At 64.6% G+C, this 19,183-nt stretch carries 13 protein-coding genes and 2 pseudogenes; 11 read left to right on the top strand and 4 right to left on the bottom strand.

All coding sequences use genetic code 11. The features are described 5' to 3' along the window. Positions 1–191 precede the first annotated feature (191 nt). From B4N44_RS14380 to hypF, 8 genes and pseudogenes are all read left to right on the top strand, one after another. A complete protein-coding gene (locus B4N44_RS14380) occupies positions 192–1,064 on the top strand; it encodes an ATPase (protein ID WP_296702107.1) in 873 nt (290 codons plus the stop codon). 22 nt (positions 1,065–1,086) lie between these two features. Then, entirely contained in the window at positions 1,087–2,178 is a 1,092-nt protein-coding gene (gene metA, locus B4N44_RS14385; RefSeq protein ID WP_296702109.1) for a homoserine O-succinyltransferase MetA, read from the top strand. Between the two features lie 469 nt (positions 2,179–2,647). Then, on the top strand, positions 2,648–2,923 hold the full coding sequence (locus B4N44_RS14390; RefSeq protein ID WP_296702111.1) for a hypothetical protein: 276 nt from the start codon (positions 2,648–2,650) through the stop codon (positions 2,921–2,923). 312 nt (positions 2,924–3,235) lie between these two features. Continuing rightward, positions 3,236–6,148 (top strand): annotated as a pseudogene (gene soeA, locus B4N44_RS14395) (sulfite dehydrogenase subunit SoeA). Between the two features lie 107 nt (positions 6,149–6,255). After that, complete coding sequence (gene soeB, locus B4N44_RS14400; RefSeq protein ID WP_296702114.1) at positions 6,256–6,978, top strand: sulfite dehydrogenase subunit SoeB; 723 nt, start codon at positions 6,256–6,258, stop codon at positions 6,976–6,978. Positions 6,979–7,105: 127 nt separating this feature from the next. Next, on the top strand, positions 7,106–8,083 hold the full coding sequence (soeC, locus tag B4N44_RS14405; RefSeq protein WP_296702116.1) for a sulfite dehydrogenase subunit SoeC: 978 nt from the start codon (positions 7,106–7,108) through the stop codon (positions 8,081–8,083). 244 nt (positions 8,084–8,327) lie between these two features. After that, positions 8,328–8,531: pseudogene (locus B4N44_RS14410) on the top strand (DUF29 family protein); the annotation flags it as partial. Between the two features lie 57 nt (positions 8,532–8,588). Continuing rightward, the gene (gene hypF / locus B4N44_RS14415; RefSeq protein WP_296702118.1) at positions 8,589–10,997 is read left to right on the top strand and encodes a carbamoyltransferase HypF; all 2,409 of its coding nucleotides are present in this window, start codon (positions 8,589–8,591) and stop codon (positions 10,995–10,997) included. A 615-nt stretch (positions 10,998–11,612) separates the two neighbouring features. On the opposite strand, the gene B4N44_RS14420 is transcribed toward hypF, so the two are convergent. Beyond that, positions 11,613–12,038: a hypothetical protein gene (locus tag B4N44_RS14420; RefSeq protein ID WP_296702121.1), complete on the bottom strand. Its 426-nt coding sequence runs from the start codon at positions 12,036–12,038 to the stop codon at positions 11,613–11,615. Between the two features lie 323 nt (positions 12,039–12,361). Here B4N44_RS14420 and alr point away from each other — a divergent pair, with 323 nt between their 5' ends. From alr to rapA, 3 genes are all read left to right on the top strand, one after another. Then, the gene (gene alr, locus B4N44_RS14425; protein WP_296702124.1) at positions 12,362–13,444 is read left to right on the top strand and encodes an alanine racemase; all 1,083 of its coding nucleotides are present in this window, start codon (positions 12,362–12,364) and stop codon (positions 13,442–13,444) included. Positions 13,445–14,041: 597 nt separating this feature from the next. After that, the gene (locus B4N44_RS14430) at positions 14,042–14,419 is read left to right on the top strand and encodes a hypothetical protein (RefSeq protein WP_296702127.1); all 378 of its coding nucleotides are present in this window, start codon (positions 14,042–14,044) and stop codon (positions 14,417–14,419) included. Positions 14,420–14,424: 5 nt separating this feature from the next. Next, positions 14,425–17,205: an RNA polymerase-associated protein RapA gene (gene rapA, locus B4N44_RS14435; RefSeq protein ID WP_296702129.1), complete on the top strand. Its 2,781-nt coding sequence runs from the start codon at positions 14,425–14,427 to the stop codon at positions 17,203–17,205. A gap of 180 nt (positions 17,206–17,385) precedes the next feature. Here rapA and B4N44_RS14440 read toward each other — a convergent pair whose 3' ends face one another. The 3 genes from B4N44_RS14440 to B4N44_RS14450 all read right to left on the bottom strand — a co-directional run bounded on the left by B4N44_RS14440 (position 17,386) and on the right by B4N44_RS14450 (position 18,883). Continuing rightward, a complete protein-coding gene (locus tag B4N44_RS14440; RefSeq protein WP_296702132.1) occupies positions 17,386–17,919 on the bottom strand; it encodes a Slp family lipoprotein in 534 nt (177 codons plus the stop codon). Between the two features lie 111 nt (positions 17,920–18,030). Continuing rightward, the gene (locus tag B4N44_RS14445) at positions 18,031–18,582 is read right to left on the bottom strand and encodes a Slp family lipoprotein (protein WP_296702135.1); all 552 of its coding nucleotides are present in this window, start codon (positions 18,580–18,582) and stop codon (positions 18,031–18,033) included. Positions 18,583–18,664: 82 nt separating this feature from the next. Continuing rightward, positions 18,665–18,883, bottom strand: coding sequence for a Trm112 family protein (locus B4N44_RS14450; RefSeq protein WP_093028450.1), 219 nt, complete (start codon positions 18,881–18,883; stop codon positions 18,665–18,667). Positions 18,884–19,183: the final 300 nt, after the last annotated feature.

Below are 19,183 nucleotides of genomic sequence, written 5' to 3' on the forward strand. Positions count from 1 at the left end.
GGCGTGTTCCGCATCACACGGGTGCTTCACGGTCGGCCCGGCTCCGCACAAATCCACTGTGGTCGCGGAATGCGCTGTTCAACGCGTGAAATTTGTACCAATTTGAACCGCGTCGGGCATGAGTCTCTCCAGGTGCTCACGCGGCTGTTTCCCGCCAAACATCGGTTGTCACTCAGGACGCGGTTCAATCCATGAAGTTCAAGGTCGATGAATTTCGCAGCTGGAAGCACAAGTGCATCACGTTGCTCGGGATGTCGGGGGTCGGCAAGACCCATCTCTCCGAGATGTTGCGTCGCAACGACTGGTTTCACTACTCCGGCGACTACCGGATCGGGACGCGGTATCTCAACGAGCACATCCTCGACCTCATCAAGGCGCACGCGATGCGCGATCCCTTCCTGCGCGATCTCCTGCGCCACGATTGGGTCGCCATCCACAACAATATCAAGATCAAGGATTTGGGGCCTGTTCTGAGCTTCGTCGGCAAGCTCGGTAACCCCGAGCGCGGCGGGCTGCCGCTGGGCGAGTTCAACCGTCGCCAGGCGCTGTATCGCGAGGCGGAGATCGCGGCCATGATGGATGTGCCCGATTTCGTGCGAAAGGCGCAGGAGATCTACAGCTATCCGCATCTGATCAACGACGTCGGCGGGAGTCTCTGCGAGCTCGATGAGCCGCGGGTCATCGATCTACTCGCCAAGCACAGCCTGATCCTCTACATCCGGGTCCCGGAGGCGGACGAGATCAAGTTGATTCAACGTGCTCAGGCCGATCCCAAGCCGCTCTACTATCGCCCCGATTTCCTGCGTGCCGCACTCAAGGACTATTTGTCGGTCCATGGACTCGACTATGTCGCGCAAGTGGATCCGGATGACTTCACGCGCTGGGTCTTCCCGCGCCTGTTCCATTCGCGGGTGCCGCGTTACGAGGCGATCGCGCGTCCTTATGGCTATACGGTCTCGTCCGAGGATGTCGCGCAGGTGCGCGACGAGCAGGATTTCATGCGGTTGATCGAATCGGCGATCGGACAGGCCGAGACGCCGGCCTTCGATCCCGAGATGCGGTAACCCGAACGACAGGACCGAACCCATGCCGATCGTCGCCCACAACGACCTGCCTACCTTCGAGCGTCTGCGCGAAGAGGGCCACAAGATCCTCGCGCCCGATCACGCGCTTCAGCAGGACATCCGCGAGCTTCATATCGGCTTGCTGAACATGATGCCGGATGCCGCGCTTGCGGCGACCGAGCGACAGTTCTTCCGGCTGATCGGTCAGAGCAATCAGATCGCGCAGTTCTATGTCCACCCCTTCACGCTCGACGCGCTCGAGCGCGGCCCCATCACCCGCGAGTATGTCGAGCGCTACTACGAGCCATTCGAGAAGATCCGGGCGGAGGGCCTGGATGCATTGGTGATCACCGGGGCCAATGTCATGGGTCCGGACCTTGCGAGTCAGACCTTCTGGGAGCCGCTGATCGAGGTGGTCGACTGGGCTTATCACAACGTCAGTTCGACACTCTGCTCGTGCTTGGCGACGCATGCGGTGTTGCAGTTTCGCTACGGTCAGAGGCGCCGTCCGCTCGGCGAGAAGCGCTGGGGTGTCTACGTGCATCGCGTCATCGACCGCAGCCATCCCTTGGTGAGCAGTGTGAATACGCGCTTCGACGTGCCGCATTCGCGCTTCAACGAGATCGGCCGGGACCAGTTCGAGGCGGCCGGCCTGCACATCCTGGCCGAGAGCGAGGAGGCCGGAGTTCATCTCGCGGTCAGCCCGGACGGCTTCCGCCAGGTGTTCTTTCAGGGCCACCCCGAGTACGACATCATCTCGCTGCTCAAGGAGTACAAGCGCGAGGTCAACCGTTTCGCCTCTGGAGAGCGCGACCGGTATCCGCCTGTCCCCGAGAACTATTTCGGCGTCCAGTCGCGTGCCATCTTGGACGAGCACCGCGAGCGGATACTCGATGCACTCGATCAGGGTCGCGAGCTGCCCGCCTTCCCCGAGCATCACATCGTCGGCAGGCTCGACAACACCTGGCACGACAGCGGCGAAGGTGTGCTTGGCAACTGGATGGGGTTGATCTATCAGGTCACCAACAACGACCGTAGGCTTCCGTTCATGGCGGATGTGGATCCCGACGATCCGCTTGCGCTCAGTTGGCGTCGACCCCGCGCTTCAACCTAAGATTGCGCCCGGTTCGTTCGGCTCGGAATCCTCGAGATCGCGTTTGTCTACCTTGCCGATCCGAATGAGCGGCCTCTCCGGGTCCATGAGCAAGGCCGAGCGGGCCTTGTCGCGACCGTCCTTTTCAGTGGTTTTTCGCCACCGACGCGCGAACGGAAGTCGATCGCGGGATCTTTAATTGTCGCCGCGTTGTATCTCGACAACAGGTGCGTCCTCCTGTCTCGAAAGATACCGCTGATCGGCTCGATGACTTTTTTCACCCCATGTGATCGATTTAGCGAAAAAAAGGCTGTTGTCTGGTTGTTGTTTGTTGCGTTTTGATACTAAACTTGACGCATGAGATGCCGTGTGTGACGAAAAGGAAACAGCCTGTTGCCGGTATGTTTCTCTCGTTGCCGAGCGGGCAGCTCAACCGACTTTCCCGGGCGGGATGATCGGCATCCAAGCAACAGATTCCACTGAGAAAAACATGTTCGAGCAAACCGAAAACGCGATCCGCTACAAATGGAATCCCAGAACCTACACCGGGTTCAAGCTGCGTTACGACGCCGAGGGCGCAGCGAAGGGCGGGCATTGCTGCTTCCACGTCGAAGACTGGACCTTTCGCAGTATCGCCGGCGAGTGGCCATGCGAGGATCTCGACGAGGCACTGGAGGTGCTGAATCACTTCTTCGCGATCGACGTCGCCCAAGAGCGCGAGCGTCTGGCCGCGTGGCTCCCGGTGACCCTGGCGCAAGCGGCCTAGTCCGCGACGTCGGGCGCGCCGGCTCCGGCTCTCGTCAGGCTCCTCGAGACCCGCACCTCCGGGCGTTCGCCCGGAGGAGCGAGCGCGCGTTTGCAGTACAGCGGCTTCTCGCCTCTCCCTCTCCCTCGGCTCACATCTTCGTCACGTAAGCGACTCGATCGTCCCCGTTCCCGCCTGCCGGCGTCCCGATCGCCGGGCTCCTGCTCGGCCGGCCCTGCAATTTCCCGGGCCGGCATCAAGTTTGAAACATAGACAGCCCCAATATTAGAATGCAGTAATCGTCCGGCCCACTCCTCGCCAAAAGGTGCTTACATGCAGGATCCCATTGCTCACTCCGACAGCACGGTCGGGCGAGTCGAGGTTAAGGAAACCACCTGCTACATGTGTGCCTGCCGCTGCGGCATCCGGGTTCACATGCGTGATGGCGAGGTCCGCTACATCGACGGCAATCCCAATCACCCTCTGAACAAGGGGGTGATCTGCGCCAAGGGTAGCTCCGGGATCATGAAGCAGTACTCGCCGGGGCGCATCACCAAGCCGCTGCGCCGTAAGGCGGGGGCGGAGCGGGGTACCTCCGAGTTCGAGTCGATCTCCTGGGACGAGGCCTTCGAGATGCTCGAGGAGCGCCTCGGGCGCCTGCGTGCTGAGGATCCGAAGAAGTTTGCGCTCTTCACCGGTCGCGATCAAATGCAGGCCCTCACGGGTCTTTTCGCCAAACAGTTCGGCACCCCGAACTATGCCGCGCATGGCGGCTTCTGCTCGGTCAACATGGCCGCGGGCATGATCTACACCATCGGCGGCTCCTTCTGGGAGTTCGGCGGACCGGATCTGGATCGCGCCAAGCTCTTCGTGATGATCGGCACCGCCGAGGACCATCATTCCAACCCGCTGAAGATCGCCATCTCGGAGTTCAAGCGACGCGGCGGGCGCTTCATCTCGGTCAACCCGATCCGTACCGGCTATTCGGCCATTGCGGATGAGTGGGTGCCGATCAAGCCCGGGACCGACGGCGCGCTGTTGATGGCCATCTCGCACGAGATTCTCAAGCAGGGTCTGTTCGATCGCGACTTCCTGGTGCGCTATACCAACTCGGCCGAGCTGGTCATCGACGATCCGGCGCGCGAGGATCACGGTCTCTTCTATCGGGCAGAAATGTACGTGGAGGAGGGCTGTTTCGATCCGGAGAACAAGCTCTGGTGGGATCGCAACATCGACGGCCCCATCAGCACCCACACCCCGGGTGCGGATCCGCGCCTGATGGGCAGCTACAAGCTCGACATGGACGACGGGATTCCGGTCAAACCGGCGTTCCAGTTGCTCAAGGAGCGGCTCGAGTCCTGCACGCCCGAGTGGGCCGCCGAGATCACCGGCATTCCGGCCGATACCATCCGTCGCCTTGCGTACGAGATGGGCGTCACCGCGCGCGATCAAAAGATCGAGCTGCCGATCCCCTGGACCGACTGTTGGGACAACGAACACCAGTCCGTCACCGGCAACCCGGTCGCCTTCCACGCGATGCGCGGCATGGCGGCCCATTCCAACGGCTTCCAGACCATCCGCGCGCTCGGTGTGCTCATGACCCTGCTCGGCACCATCGATCGGCCCGGCGGTTTCCGCCACAAGGCGCCCTTCCCGCGCCCGATCCCGCCCTGCGCCAAGCCGCCGCACGGACCCGAGGCCGTGCAGCCGAACACGCCGCTCGACGGCATGCCGCTCGGTTGGCCCGCCAAGCCCGAGGATCTGTTCATCGACGCCGACGGCGGACCGGTGCGCATCGACAAGGCCTTCTCCTGGGAGTATCCGCTCTCGGTGCACGGGCTGATGCACAACGTCATCACCAACGCCTGGCGCGGCGACCCCTATCCGATCGACACCCTGTTCCTCTTCATGGCCAACATGGCATGGAACTCCTCCATGAACACCAGCGAAACGCGCAAGATGCTGGTCGACAAGGATGTCGAGGGGAAATACAAGATCCCCTTCATCGTCGTCTGCGATACCTTCTCCTCCGAGACCGTCGCCTTCGCCGACCTGGTGCTGCCCGATACCAGCTATCTCGAGCGTCACGATGCGCTCTCGATGCTCGATCGGCCGATCTCGGAGTTCGACGGCCCGGTCGATGCCGTACGCATCCCGGTGCTGCCGCCGAAAGGTGAGTGCAAGCCCTTCCAGGATGTCTTGATCGAGCTGGGATCGCGCCTGAAGCTGCCGGCCTTCGTCACCGCCGAGGGCGAGCGAAAGTTCCGTGACTATCCCGATTTCATCGTCAATTACGAGACCTCGCCCGGCTCGGGCATCGGCTTCCTCGCCGGCTGGCGCGGCAAGGATGGCGATCAGGTGCTCAAGGGCGAGCCCAACCCGAAGCAATGGGAGATGTATGCCAAAAATGGCTGCGTCTTCCATCACGAGCTGCCGCCCAGCTACCAGTACATGCGCAACTGGAACAAGGGCTATCTGCACTGGGCGCGTGCGCACGGCATGATCCGCTATGCCGAGCCCATCACGATCCATCTCTACTCCGAGGTCCTGCAGAAGTTCCGCCTGGCCGCGCAGGGCAAGTGGCCCGGGCGACAGCCGCCGGACCGGTTGCGCGAGCGCGTCGAGACCTATTTCGACCCCTTGCCCTTCTTCCATCGGCCTTTGGAAGACCAACTGGTCGACACGGTGCGCTATCCGTTGAACGCGCTGACCCAGCGTCCCATGGCCATGTATCACAGCTGGGATAGCCAGAACGCCTGGCTGCGTCAGATCCNNTCCACAGCCACAACTATCTCTTCGTCAATCCGCTGGTGGGCAAGAAGCACGGCTTCGCCGACGGTGACTGGATCTGGGTGGAGTCCACGCTGAGCAAGGTGCGTTGCATGTGTCGCTTCTCCGAGGCGGTCGAGCCCGGCACGNNCGGTCTGGACCTGGAACGCGATCGGCAAGGCCAGCGGTGCTTGGGGGCTCGGCGGCAACGCGGACGAGTCGCGCAAGGGATTCCTGTTGAACCACCTGATCGCCGAGGAGCTTCCGCCCAGCGCGGCCGGCGAGCATCTCTCCAACTCGGATCCGGTCACGGGGCAGGCCGCTTGGTTCGATGTTCGGGTCCGCGTCTATAAGGCCGGTCCGGACGAGCCGCGGGTCACCTCGCCGCAGTTCGACGCCATGCCGCGCCTACCCGGTCAGGAGAAGCAGCGCGGCAAGTGGCAGGCCTATGTGGCCGGCGTGTTCGGGAAGAAGTAGCTTCGGTCCTCAGCGGTCGGTTCCGGGCTCGGCGATGAAGGCCATCGCGGGCTCGCAAGCCGACGTCCGATCCCGCGGCTGACGGCCGACAACGGAGAGATTTACACATGACTCAACTCGCCCTGGTCATCGACCTGAACGTGTGCGTCGGTTGCCATGCCTGCGTGACCTCCTGCAAGGAGTGGAACACCTCCGGCTGGGCAGGTCCGATGGTCGACCAGAACCCCTACGACGGCAGCCCGACGGGGACCTTCTTCAATCGGGTGCAGACCTTCGAGGTCGGTGTCTTCCCGAACACCGAGACGGTCCATTTCCCGAAGAGCTGTCTGCATTGCGAGGAGCCGCCCTGCGTCCCGGTTTGCCCGACCGGCGCCTCGCACAAACGGGCCGACAACGGCATCGTGCTGGTCGATTACGACAAGTGTATCGGCTGCAAATACTGCTCTTGGGCCTGCCCCTATGGTGCGCGCGAGCTGGACGAGCAAGAAAAGGTGATGAAGAAATGCACACTCTGCATCGACCGCATCACCGATGCCACGCTCTCGGATCGCGACCGTCAGCCGGCCTGTGTGCTCGCCTGTCCGACCAGTGCGCGGCTCTACGGCGACGTCCACGACCCGGACTCGGAGGTCTCGGTGGCGATCCGCGAGCGCGGCGGCTATCAGTTGATGCCCGAATGGGGTACCAAGCCGGCCAATCATTATCTGCCGCGTCAGAAGAACCGGATGTACATCAGTCCGGACGAGTTGACGCGCGTCGACAATCCGTTGCGCAAAGAGGATCTCACCACCTACACGGGTGAGGAGACCTTGGACGACGTGGCCTGGTAGAGATGCCCGCGGGTCGGAGCGCGCAGGACGGGCCGATCACGGCGACACCCGTCTGCGCAGCCCGAGCCGACCCGGATCAATCCGACGCGCCGACGCGACATTCGTTTCAGGATAAAGGGATCCACCCATGCACCCCGCATTCTCCGTCATCTTTCTGACCACGCTGCTCGGTGCCGGTCAGGGCCTGTTTCTGGCCATGTTCACCGGTCAACTCTATGCGCTCGCCCGCTTCCTTCCCGCGCAGGAGGACCAGTTTTATGCACTCGGTAGCCTGGTCGCGCTCGTGTTGCTTGTGATCGGTCTCGGCGCCTCCTTCTTTCATCTCGGGCGTCCCGAGCGGGCTTGGCGCTCCGCCGCCATGTGGCGCACCTCGTGGTTGTCGCGCGAGGTCATCATCCTGCCGATCCTGATGGCGCTGGTGTTTGCCTACAGCGTGGCGCACTTGATGCATTGGACGCAGCCTTGGTTCCACATCGGCGAGGTGCTCGGCGTCGATGCAACACTGCTCTTGGGCTTGCTCGGGACGATTGCCTCCTTCGCGCTCTTCGTCTCCACGGCCATGATCTACGCGAGCGTCAAATTCCTCGAGGAATGGCATTCGACCTTCACCGTCGTCAACTTCACGCTCTTGGGGCTGGCCTCCGGGTTCATGCTGGCCGCCGCCTACTCGGCCTATATCGGCAACCCCTTGGTGTCCTTCTTCGGAACCTGGGCCGTGGTGCTGACCTTGGGTGCACTCCTCTCGCGTGTTGCGCATCTCAGACGCAACGCCCGGCTCAAGCACAAGAGCACGGTGCAGACCGCCATCGGCGTGCGTCACACCGCCGTCGTCCAGAAGGCGCAAGGCGCGATGGGCGGCAGCTTCAACACGCGTGAGTTTTTCCACGGGCGCACTCCCGAGACCGTTCGGCTCGTGCGCAACAGCTTCCTGGTCCTGGTCTTCCCGATTCCGATCCTCTTGATCTCCGGCGCCTACCTGATCGAATCGACGACCTTGCCGATCCTTGCCTTCTTGATCCAGTACCTCGGGCTCATCGCCGAACGCTGGTACTTCTTCGCCGAGGCCAAGCATCCGCAGAATCTCTACTATCAGAGCATCTCCTGACGGGTGAGTCCCAGTCCCCCTCGGCAATCGGAGTGATGCCCGAAAAAGAGACGAGCAACCTGCATCAACTGCGAGGTCGCAAGCGGACCGTCATGAGGATCCTTGCGAGCCGGCACAGGCCTTGATCGTTATCCCGGCTGCTCCCCCGGGTACGCCGACTTCAGTCGCCCCCCGGAAAAGCGGACTTCAGTCCGCCGCGAGGGCGCGCTCGGGCGACTGAAGTGGTCCGGACAGTGCGGTCCGGGAGCAGCGCCGCCACATCGCGCGTGCGATCAAGCTCGGCCCGAGTCTGAAGCCGTTCTTACACCAAGGCTTGGTCGATGAGGATCCGGATGTGGTCGAGCGTGCGGTCTTCGAAACAGGACTTCCCGAGCACCTGTTTGCGCAGGACTGTTCCTCTTCGCGCGACGAGATCCTCGAGCGGACCTTCTATCCGGGCGATCCTTGAGCTCGGCGTATCGGCACGAGGCGAGCGGCACCTTGATAAGCATCGGACTGAAATAGCGTGACCGCCGAGTCGATTCGGGTCCGTGGCCTGGTCCAAGGCGTGGGATTTCGGCCCACCGTCTGGCGTCTGGCCCGCGCGTGCGGCCTGTCCGGCGATGTGCGCAACGACGGCGAGGGCGTGCTGATTCGGGTGTGCGGGAGCGACGACGGGGACGATCCCGGCGTGAGCGGATTTCTGAAACGGCTGCGCGAGGAATGCCCGCCGCTGGCGCGCATCGATGCGATCGAACGCCGTCAGATCGCGGATGCGCAGGAGCTGGGCGATCTCGCGCAGAGCCGGGACTTCGTCATCCTGGAGAGCGCGGCGACCGCCGTGCATACCGGAATCGTCGCCGATGCGGCGACCTGCGCAGCCTGTGTCGCCGAGGTCCGAGATCCCGTCGATCGGCGCTACCGTTATCCCTTCACCAACTGCACCCACTGCGGGCCGCGTCTGAGCATCGTCGCCGGAATCCCCTACGACCGTGACCGGACCAGCATGGCGGCCTTTCCCATGTGCCCGGACTGTGCGGCGGAGTACAAGGATCCGGCGGACCGACGCTTTCATGCCCAGCCCAACGCTTGTCCTGCCTGTGGCCCTAAGGTATGGCTTCAGGATGCCGCGGGGCGCCTCCTGGATCCTATGGCGCTCGGTGCCGAGGATGCCATCGCCGCAGCGAGCCGGCAACTGGCCGAGGGGCGGATCCTGGCCATCAAGGGGATCGGTGGCTTCCATCTCGCGTGCGATGCGACCAACCCGGACGCGGTCGCCGAGCTGCGTCGGCGCAAGCGGCGATATGCCAAGCCGCTGGCGCTCATGGCTCGCGACCTGGATGTGATCCGGGGCTATTGTCGGGTGACTGGGCGGGATACGGCGCTGCTTGCGTGTCCGGCTGCGCCGATTCTGCTGTTGGAGCGGGGCGGTTTGGACGGGGCGGAGCAGGGCGGCGATCCGCTGTGCCCCTTGGCGCCGGATGTCGCCCCCGGTCAGACGACCTTGGGGGTCATGTTGCCCTACAGTCCGATCCACCATCTGCTCCTGGCGGACTGGGATCGGCCACTGGTGATGACGAGCGGCAATCTGAGCGAGGAGCCGCAGTGTATCGACAACGCCGATGCGCTCGGGCGGCTTGGGCAGCTGGCCGATGTTCTGCTGCTGCACGACCGGGCGATCCTCAACCGGGTCGACGATTCGGTGGTTCGCGTGATGGCGGGGGAGGCGCGCCTGCTCCGGCGTGCACGCGGCTATGCACCCACACCCTTGCCTTTGCCGCCCGGCTTCGAGGACGCGCCGCCTCTGTTGGCGCTGGGCGGCGAGCTCAAGACGACCTTCTGCCTGGTCCGCGACGGTCAGGCGATCCTCTCCCAACATCTCGGCGATCTGGAGGACGCCAAGACCGCACGCGAGTACGAGCGGACCCTCGCACTCTATCTCGACCTCTTCCAGGTCGTCCCCGCGGCGCTCGCCGTCGATTTGCATCCGGACTACCGATCAAGCCTGATCGGGCGCGACCGGGCGGCGCGCGACGGCTCCCCGCTGATCGGGGTGCAGCATCATCACGCCCACCTGGCCTCCACGCTGGCGGACAACGGCTGGCCCTTGGACGCCGCACCCGTGCTCGGCATCCTGCTCGACGGACTCGGCTATGGCAGCGACGGCACACTCTGGGGTGGCGAGTTTCTGCTCGGCGACTATCTGGACTTCGAGCGGATCGCCCATCTCAAGCCGGTGGCCATGCCCGGCGGGACACGGGCGATCCTGGAGCCTTGGCGCAACCTCTACGCGCACCTGGAGAGCGCGGGCGGTTGGGCGGCGTGGCGTGAGCGCTTCGCCGGGCTCGCGCCGATCGAGCGGCTCGACGCCAAGCCGCTCGGGATCCTGCACACGCTGATCGCACGCGGCCTCAACGCACCCCTCGCGAGTTCGACCGGGCGTCTCTTCGATGCGATCGCCGCGGCACTGGGTGTCGGCGGCGAGGTGCTGACCTACGAAGGGCAGGCCGCCATCGCGCTGGAGTCGCTGGCCGCGGGCGCCATGGATCGGGTCGGCGACGGCTATCCGTTCGCCCGATCGACCATGCCGACCGCTGAGGTCTTGGATCCGGCACCGCTTTGGGAGGCCTTGCTCGCGGATCTCTCCCGCGGGCGTCCGCCCGAGGAGATCGCCGCCGCCTTCCATGTCGGGCTCGCGACGGCGCTCGGCACGCTGGCCCTGGATCTGGCGAGCCGTCACGGGGTGTCGACCGTCGCACTCTCAGGCGGCGTCTTCCAGAATCGGCTGCTCCTCGAATCGGTCACGAGCAGGCTTGAGGCGGACGGATTCCGGGTGCTGTTGCAGCGACAGGTGCCGGCCAACGACGGGGGGCTGTCGTTGGGGCAGGCGGCGGTGGGGGCGGCGCGGATTCTGGACGGCAGTTGCGGGATTTGAGCAAGGTTCAACGGGGGCTGTGGTTGATTCGACGTGACATCCGAGGACGCAGGAATCCCGGAGTCGATCGAACCGGCCAGCGCTTGCGATACAACACGCGGTCCTCTTCGTCCAAAAGGGCCACGACGTTATTGTTGGAATGCAGATCGATTCCGCCGTGGAGTTTCATCGTCGACTCCTTATGCCGGGTCTCCAGCTCAGGTGTTGTCGTCTACCTTAAACCGCGCCCAGGGCGGTATGTGATGTTCTTGGATGGGATCGGCCCCGGTAGACTCGACGATTGTTGACGCTGGCGTGGTTTAAGCTTTTGAACGATCAAATTTTAAACCGCGCTTACACCGAGGTCGGTGAAGTCCCCAAGGCCGAATAAGTCGGGTTTTGCCCGGACCGCAACGAGGCGATTGCGCCTGCCTTTGCCAGCCAGGGAGTGGCGCCCCGTTGAGGGAGATCGGTGAGTGTAAGCGCTGCGGGCTCCCCGACGCGCGGATCAGCCGCACGGCTTGCCGTCGCGAGATGCCGCCGTGTTCGAGTATGCCTCCTGCCAGCCGATGCCCGTCTCGGGATGGGGCCGATCAGGAATCGCCGTCATTGCCTGCATTCGCCTGAGCAGGATGCTTAAGGGGTGTCTAGGATGTCCAGTGCGGCGCGTATTACCTCGGCAGTTTGCGGGATGACCAATCTTGCCGCCGGCGACCCATCCGCATCGAAAACGACCACGATGGCATCATCCATGTCATGTCTCCGGGCAAAGGCCTGCCCATCAGGGTGGCCGAGATGGGCCGCAAGAAACGCGATTTTGCCCTCGTACTCCGGCCGAACAGTGTTGATCAGGTCCATCACCTCGGCGCCTGCGAGATAGTTTTTGTCACGGGCCACCACCAGTGCAGGGATCCCCTGGCCAATGCGCGACAGGTCAGTTGAAAAGGCTCCGCGAGGGAGTTGAATCAAGAGCAGTGCCAACGCACCGACGACCACGGCCAAGGTGATCAGCGCTCTGGGCCAGCGCGGTTTTCCCGACGCGGGTTTCGTCTTGTTGTCCATCCATACACCTCTTTAGTCTGCGGCCTTGGGGAGGGCAAATTCGTTTTAGGGTCCGGCCGGGGCCGGTCGCTGCTTTGACTGTCCGCGAATCTATATTCAGCGCTGTGGTTTTTCCAGGTTCTCGACCTCGGTTGATCCGAGGTCGCGACCGCCGCTCAAGCGAATGCCGCAACACTCGGGGCCACCGCGGTCGCCGCATCCCGATCCGCCCCGCCGTGCGCCGCTTATCCGAGCAGCTCAGGTGCGATAAACTGAGGTGAAGCCCGCGCCATCGGGCGTGACTAGACACCCATCCCACGCCGACAATCCACGCCGAGCCCGCCATGCCCCGTCCGATCCGCGCCCGCATTCATCTGGATGCGGTCCGCCACAATTATCGCCAAGCTAAGACTTTTGCGCCGGGTGCGCGGGCGCTCGCGGTCGTCAAGGCCAATGCCTACGGACATGGCGCGGTGGCGGTCGCGCGTGTCCTCGCCGAGGAGGCCGACGGTTTTGCGGTCGCCTATCTCGAGGAGGCGCTGGAGCTGCGCGAGTCCGGCATCCGCGCCCCTATCCTGCTGTTGGACGGCATTTTCTCGCCCGACGAGATGACGATCCTGGATCGAGCCGGTTTGACCACCGTGATCCACAGTCGTCTGCAACTGGACTGGCTGCTCGCCGCCCGGCCCGAGCGTCCGCTCGACTGCTGGCTGAAGATGGATTCCGGGATGCATCGGATGGGGTTTGCGCCGGAGGACTTCTCCGCTGCCTGTGCCGAGCTTGCGGATTGTCCGCATGTGCGGAGCCTGGTCCTGATGTCGCATTTCGCACGCGCCGACGAGCCGGATCATGACTACACCGAGCAGCAGATGCGGGTCTTCGAGCTGGCGACCGCAGCGACGCGGGCACCACGCAGCCTCTCCAACTCGGCGGGTGTGCTCGTCTGGCCGCGCGCGCATGGCGATTGGACACGACCGGGGATCATGCTCTACGGCGCCTCGCCGCTGGGCGACGAGCACCCCTCGGCCGCCTTGCTTCGACCGGCCATGACGCTGGAGTCCGCGCTCATTTCGGTGCGGGATCTCGACCCCGGCGAGCCGGTCGGCTACGGCGGACGCTTTGTCTGCGAGTGTCCGACCCGCGTCGGGGTCGCTGCGATCGGTTACGCGGACGGCTATCCGCGTCACGCACCCGACGGGACGCCGGTCGCGGTCCGGGGCTGCATGACCCGTATTGTCGGCCGCGTTTCCATGGATCTCGTAACCCTTGACCTGACCGGGATCGAGGATGCCGCGATCGGCGATCCGGTCGAGCTCTGGGGTGGACAGGTTTCGGCCAACGCCGTTGCCGCGGCGAGCGGGACGATTGCCTATCAACTCTTCACCAACATCAATCGACGCGTCCCCTTGGTCTACGAGGATGGTTAAACCGCGCCCGGTGCGGTATTCATCGTTTGTTGGATCGGCGCGGTTTAAGATGTCTTGCCAGCGGAGCGGAAGAATCGCATAATCTACGCCGCTCTCCGATGGGTCCGTTGCGTTATGGTCCCGAGGGCACGTGTTCGGTCACAAAGGCTTGCTTTTGTATGGACAGTTGGAGTCGACAGCAGACAGGCGTGAAGGTCAGTCATGACCCGGCGCGTGCGTCGCAACAGCGTCTTTCGGACGAGCCCTCCAACACGGTCATCTGACCCGACATCCGGCTTGACCAGACATGCGGCGAGCTCGCCGCACGGATGGGAGAGCATCCATCGGATCCAAAGCCAAACGATTCCCCTCCGAGACGGAGGATCGAGATCGATTACGGCAATCCGCTGCAAGCGGTCATTGGATCTCGCCAGCCGTTCCGGTGAGCCGACCTCTCGCCCTGTTCTCGTTCTCAGACTCCAGCGTCCAACTGGGTGCCGGCGTTTGCCGGTTTTGGTTGTCCTGAATGCACGCGTCGAGCCGCTTGAGTGTCGGCGTTTGCTTTTCAGGCTCAATGGTCCTCTGAGCGCGCCTTGCGGCGTCGAGGAGTATCCGGTGATGGAGTCGATGAATAACACCTTGAATCGTCCTCAGCAGGTGACTAACGCCTCCGTGCGATTGGAAGCGCGGTCCGAGTCGCGTTCCGACGAGTCCGCGGATCAGGATGTCGTGACGGTGCGTTGCGCCTGCGGTCGCGGCGAGTACGACGCGGCGCGTCTGCGGTTTTTGCGCATGCGCGAGCCTTCCCAGGTCCGGCTCCTGGAAGACATCCCGCGCTCCGAGGCGGTGCGTCTCGCTGGCGGGCTGCCGTCTTACACCGTGGCGCGTCTGTGCGAGCGCGTGCCCAAGACCTTGCGTCGGGCAATCGTGCAGGCGCTGCCCGAGGGCAAGCGGCACGGGGTGTCGGTCATCCTCGACTATCGTCGGCGCATCTAGCGCGTATGCACAGCTTCGTCCCCGGCCAGCGCTGGTTGAGCGAGACCCAAGGGGAACTCGGCCTCGGCCTCGTGGCCGCCGTCGACGGGCGTCGTGTCGAGATCGCCTATCGGGCGACCGGCGAGCAGCGCATCTATGCCCTGCCGGACCCGCCTTTGGTGCGTCTGGAGCTGACGGCGGGCGAGCATGTGCGCGACCGAGAGGGTCGGGATCTTTTGATCCTCTCGGTCGCGAGCGACGCGGGCCTTCTCACCTATCGCTGTGAAGAGCCGAACGGCGCCGTCGTCACGCTTCACGAATCCGAGCTGGACGACCGGCTCAGGTTCAACCGGCCGCATCAGCGTCTCGTGTCCGGGCGGCTCGACCCGGATCATTGGTTCGATCTGCGCTGGCGGACCTGGCTCCTGGGGATGCGCGAGGCGGGCTCGCCGGCGCGGGGCCTGGTCGGCGCACGGGTCGGGCTGATCCCGCATCAGCTCGAGATTGCGGCCGAGGTGGCCCGACGCGATGCCCCGCGCGTGCTCCTGGCCGACGAGGTCGGGCTCGGCAAGACCATCGAGGCCGGACTGATCCTGCATCGGATGCTGCTGACGGGCCGAGCGCAACGGGTGCTGGTGATCACGCCCGAGCCGCTGCTCCACCAATGGCTGGTCGAGATGCGGCGACGCTTCAACCTGCGTGTCGCGCTCTTCGATCACGAGCGCTTCGAGTCCATCTCCGAGCCCAACCCCTTTCTCGCCGATCAGCAGGTGCTCTGCAGCCTGGATTGGATCATCCGGTCGCCCGCCGCAAGACGGGCGCTCGTCGAGGGTCAATGGGACCTGCTCGTGGTCGACGAGGCACACCATCTGGATTGGTCGGAAGCCGTTGCCAGCTCCGAATATTGCCTGGTGGCCGAGCTGGCCGAGCGCACGCCGGGCGTGCTGCTGTTGACGGCGACACCCGAGCAGTTGGGTCGCGAGGGTCATTTCGGCCGGCTGCGGCTACTGGATCCGCAGCGTTTCAGCGACTATCCCTCCTTCCTTGCCGAGGAGGCGGGCTATGTCCCCGTCGCAGCCGCCGCCGCGCACCTGCTCGAGGGGCGGGGGCTCGGCGATGCCGATCGGAGTCTCATCGCCTCGCTCTTGGGCGATCTGAACGGGCTGGATGCGGAGACCATCATCCAGCGTCTGCTCGATCGCCACGGGACCGGGCGGGTCATGTTCCGCAACACGCGCGCGGCCATCCCCGGTTTTCCGGGACGCGATCTGCTGCACTATCCATTGCCGGAGCCCGAAGCCTACCGAGCGCTTTCGAGCAACATGGACTCGCGCCTTGCACCCGAGCGCGCGCATGGCCCTGCTTGGACGGACGTGGACCCGCGTGTGGACTGGCTCATCGAGCTGCTGCGCCGGCTTCGCCCCGAGAAGCTGCTGCTCATCTGCACCGCGCCCGACACGGTCCTGGATCTGCGGGATGTGTTGCTGCTGCGTGCCGGGATCCACGCGGCCGTGTTCCACGAGGAGATGGAGATCCGCGAGCGTGACCGGGCGGCGGCTTATTTCGCGTCCGCGGAGGATGGGACTCAGATCCTGCTCTGCTCGGAGATCGGCAGCGAAGGTCGCAACTTTCAGTTCGCTCATCATCTGGTCTTGTTCGATCTGCCGCTGGATCCCGACCTGCTCGAGCAGCGCATCGGACGTCTCGATCGGATCGGGCAGACGCGGCGGGTGCAGATCCATGTCCCCTATCTCGCCGGCGGTCCAGGCGAGGTGCTGTTCCGTTGGTATGCCGAGGGGTTGCATGCCTTCTCGGCCATCTGTCCTGCCGCACCGTCCGTCTACGCGCGGCTGGGCGAGGACTTGATGGCGGCGCTCGCGGATCCGCAAGACGCCGACGCCTTGATCGCGGAGGCCCGCGCGCTGAGCGCGCGCATCAATGCCGAGCTGGCCGCGGGGCGCGATCGTCTTCTCGAGCTGCACTCGCACCGTCCGGAGCGCTCCGCCGCCCTGGTCGAGGCGATCGAGCGGGCCGACGCGAACAGCGACCCGGCCGACTATCTCAAGCGCTTCTGGGACGGTTTCGGTGTCGAGTACGAGTCCGCGCCGGGCCACGCATTGGTGGTTCGCCCGGGGGCGCACATGCTCCAGGAGTCCTTCCCCGAGCTGCCCGAAGAGGGCCTGACCCTGACCTTCGATCGGGGCACCGCACTCTCGCACGAGCACTGGGAATTCATGACCCGCGAGCACCCGATGGTGCGTGCGGCGATGGAGCTTCTGAGCGCCTCCGATCTCGGGACCTCGGCCCTGACGATCGTCCGCGACCCGCGTTTCAAACGCGCCAGTCTGCTGCTCGAGGCACTCTATGTCGCCGAGTGCCAGGCCCCGGCCCATCTCGAGGCGGGGCGCTTCCTGCCGCCGACCCTGCTGCGGCTCGTCATTGACGAGTCGGGTGCGGATCTGGCCGAGAGGATCCCGCACGAGGACCTGCAGGGTCATTGTCTGAACCATAACCACAAGCTCGCCCGCACCCTGCTGGAATCGCGGGGCGAACGGCTGGTGTCCATGATCGAGACCGGCGAGCGTTTGGCGCGCTCAGCCGTGGTCGACCTGCGTGGAGATGCGGTCGCGCGGATGCAGCGCCTGCTGGGCGAGGAGCTGGACCGTCTGCGCGACTTGTCGCGGGTCAACCCGAACGTGCGCCGGGAGGAGATCAGCGCGCTCGAGGGCCGACGTGAACAGCTCGTTCAGGCGTTGGAGAAGACCCACCTGAGACTGGACGCGCTACGTCTTGTCGTGACCGGTTGAACCGCGTCCGATGCCGCATGTGCGTTTAGCACATAGCCGCGGGGGTACGGCTCCTACAAACGCTGGAGTCGACGCGGTTCAAGAAATTAAAAAATTAATTTTCTTAAACTTTTCTGAATCGCGCCCGGCGAGGATCTCTCGGGAACACGACGAACCGCGATTAAGCGCTCGGGACGCGATTCAGAAGCCCAAGCCGATTCCTCCGCCGATGCCCCCGAAGCCTCCGCTGCCGATCCCGATTCCGAGATAGGGCCTCAGGCGCGGCGTCCATCCGCCTTGATCTTCTGCAGTCTCGTCGGGCCAGAGGCGCACCACGGCGTCGTCCAGAACCGGAAAACGGTAGCCTGCCTCGCCGACCTGACCGTCGCGCACCTCGGCGATGCGGCCGGTGACCGTGATGCGACGGCCCGCGCGATAGTCCGATGGCTCGAGGAAGCCCGATTGGCGGGCAATGAACCGACCGATGGGTTGCCCGCTCGTCGTGGGTTTCCCGCAGCGATCGAGCCGGTAGCCGATCGTCTCGATCTCGGTTTCTCGGGCGAGGTTGCGGGTCGCGGCGATCACGCCTCCCCAGGTCACGACCACGCCTTCGCCTTGGCCGAGCGAGGCGACACCCTCGGGCGTCAGCCCCGAGGCGCCGACCGGTGTCGAGCAGCCTTGCTGGCTCGCACAGCCGGTGAGCAGCGCGAGCCCGAGAATGAATCCCGCGAGCACCCATCTTATCGACCCGCCGCGGTTCCGCGGCGCGGGCATGCGTCTCGTCGGTCGGGATCTCGTCGGCCAGGCCGTGCCCGATTGTGGTTCCGTGCTCATCTGTGTGTCACCTCAATACCAGGGGCCGTACCAAGGACCCGGCCAAGGCCCGTACCAGGGTCCATACCACGGGCGATACCAGGGATAGTCGTACGGCGATACAGGGACGACGGGCGGCGGGTTCGGCCAGAGATACCAGACATCGGCAGCGACGACCGGATAGGGGTAGGGATAGTCGCCGACGTCGCGTGTCTCCATCCGAGCCAGCGGGCCGACGACAGTCAAGCGACGTTGCTTCGGATACTCCGCCGGATCCCTGAAGCCCGGCATCTCGACGATGAAGCGACCCGGGCCGCGGGAGCGATCGTCGGGCTCGCCGCTGCTGTTCAGGGGTCTGGCAAGAATCTCGATCTGAGTCGTCTCCCGGGCGTTGTGCACGTCCAGGATGCTGCCGCCCCAGCGCACGCGCTGCCCGATGAAGATCTCGCGCTGTTGCTGGACCTCGGTCACGGCGGGCGAGGGCAGCACCGGGTCGCGGATCGCCTCGGGCACGCCGCTGGTGGCGCATCCGCCGAGCAACAGCAGGGCGAGGATCGGGAGCCGGAGCGAACGGAGTCGGGGCATCGGGGCACAGGTCGAAACGCGGTCCGCTATCCGACCCGGAGTCGCATCAGGTGCGCCGGCGGAGTCGATCGCGCCTCCGGCGTCACGGATGGCTGTGCTTGCCGGAGCGGCGTTCACGGTAGACCTCGAGCTCGTCGGCGGAGAGTGGTCGAGCCTCTTCCTCCAGCATCACCGGGATATCGTCGCGAATCGGATAGGCGAGCTGCGCCGAGATCGAGATCAGCTCTCCGCGCGCCTTGTCGAAGATCAGCGGACCCTTGGTGACGGGGCAGACGAGGATGTCGAGCAGTTGCTTGTCCAGCATGGGTGATCTCCGCGAATCTGTGGTGATGGATCGCATCCCGGGATGCCGGTTCTCACGCGGCCGGGGCGCGACCCGAGACTGATCTGTGAGGGGCGGTCCGAACGGCTGTCGGTCTGCGCCCGAGCGGCCATCCGAAAGTCGGTGCCTGATTCTACCGCCCCGGGACGAGGCACAACCAGCGCAGGTTGGCCGGGATGCTCGACCTCATGGCTTGAAAACCCGGTCGCTTCGCTACATCTGCACAGCGATAGGACGCGTCGCGAACGCCGTTCCCGCAACCCTTCCCCCGGAGTCACC

This window comes from Thiocapsa sp. UBA6158 (genome assembly GCF_002423035.1).
Taxonomy (GTDB): Bacteria; Pseudomonadota; Gammaproteobacteria; order Chromatiales; family Chromatiaceae; genus Thiocapsa.

What these genes read in the sequence shown, in the direction of transcription:
- B4N44_RS14390 (WP_296702111.1), top strand. Translation starts at nt 2,648, where the DNA reads ATGTTCGAGCAAACCGAAAACGCGATCCGCTACAAATGGAATCCCAGA.
- rapA (WP_296702129.1), top strand. Translation starts at nt 14,425, where the DNA reads ATGCACAGCTTCGTCCCCGGCCAGCGCTGGTTGAGCGAGACCCAAGGG.
- B4N44_RS14430 (WP_296702127.1), top strand. Translation starts at nt 14,042, where the DNA reads ATGGAGTCGATGAATAACACCTTGAATCGTCCTCAGCAGGTGACTAAC.
- alr (WP_296702124.1), top strand. Translation starts at nt 12,362, where the DNA reads ATGCCCCGTCCGATCCGCGCCCGCATTCATCTGGATGCGGTCCGCCAC.
- soeC (WP_296702116.1), top strand. Translation starts at nt 7,106, where the DNA reads ATGCACCCCGCATTCTCCGTCATCTTTCTGACCACGCTGCTCGGTGCC.
- B4N44_RS14420 (WP_296702121.1), bottom strand. Translation starts at nt 12,038, where the DNA reads ATGGACAACAAGACGAAACCCGCGTCGGGAAAACCGCGCTGGCCCAGA.
- B4N44_RS14380 (WP_296702107.1), top strand. Translation starts at nt 192, where the DNA reads ATGAAGTTCAAGGTCGATGAATTTCGCAGCTGGAAGCACAAGTGCATC.
- soeB (WP_296702114.1), top strand. Translation starts at nt 6,256, where the DNA reads ATGACTCAACTCGCCCTGGTCATCGACCTGAACGTGTGCGTCGGTTGC.
- metA (WP_296702109.1), top strand. Translation starts at nt 1,087, where the DNA reads ATGCCGATCGTCGCCCACAACGACCTGCCTACCTTCGAGCGTCTGCGC.
- B4N44_RS14445 (WP_296702135.1), bottom strand. Translation starts at nt 18,582, where the DNA reads ATGCCCCGACTCCGTTCGCTCCGGCTCCCGATCCTCGCCCTGCTGTTG.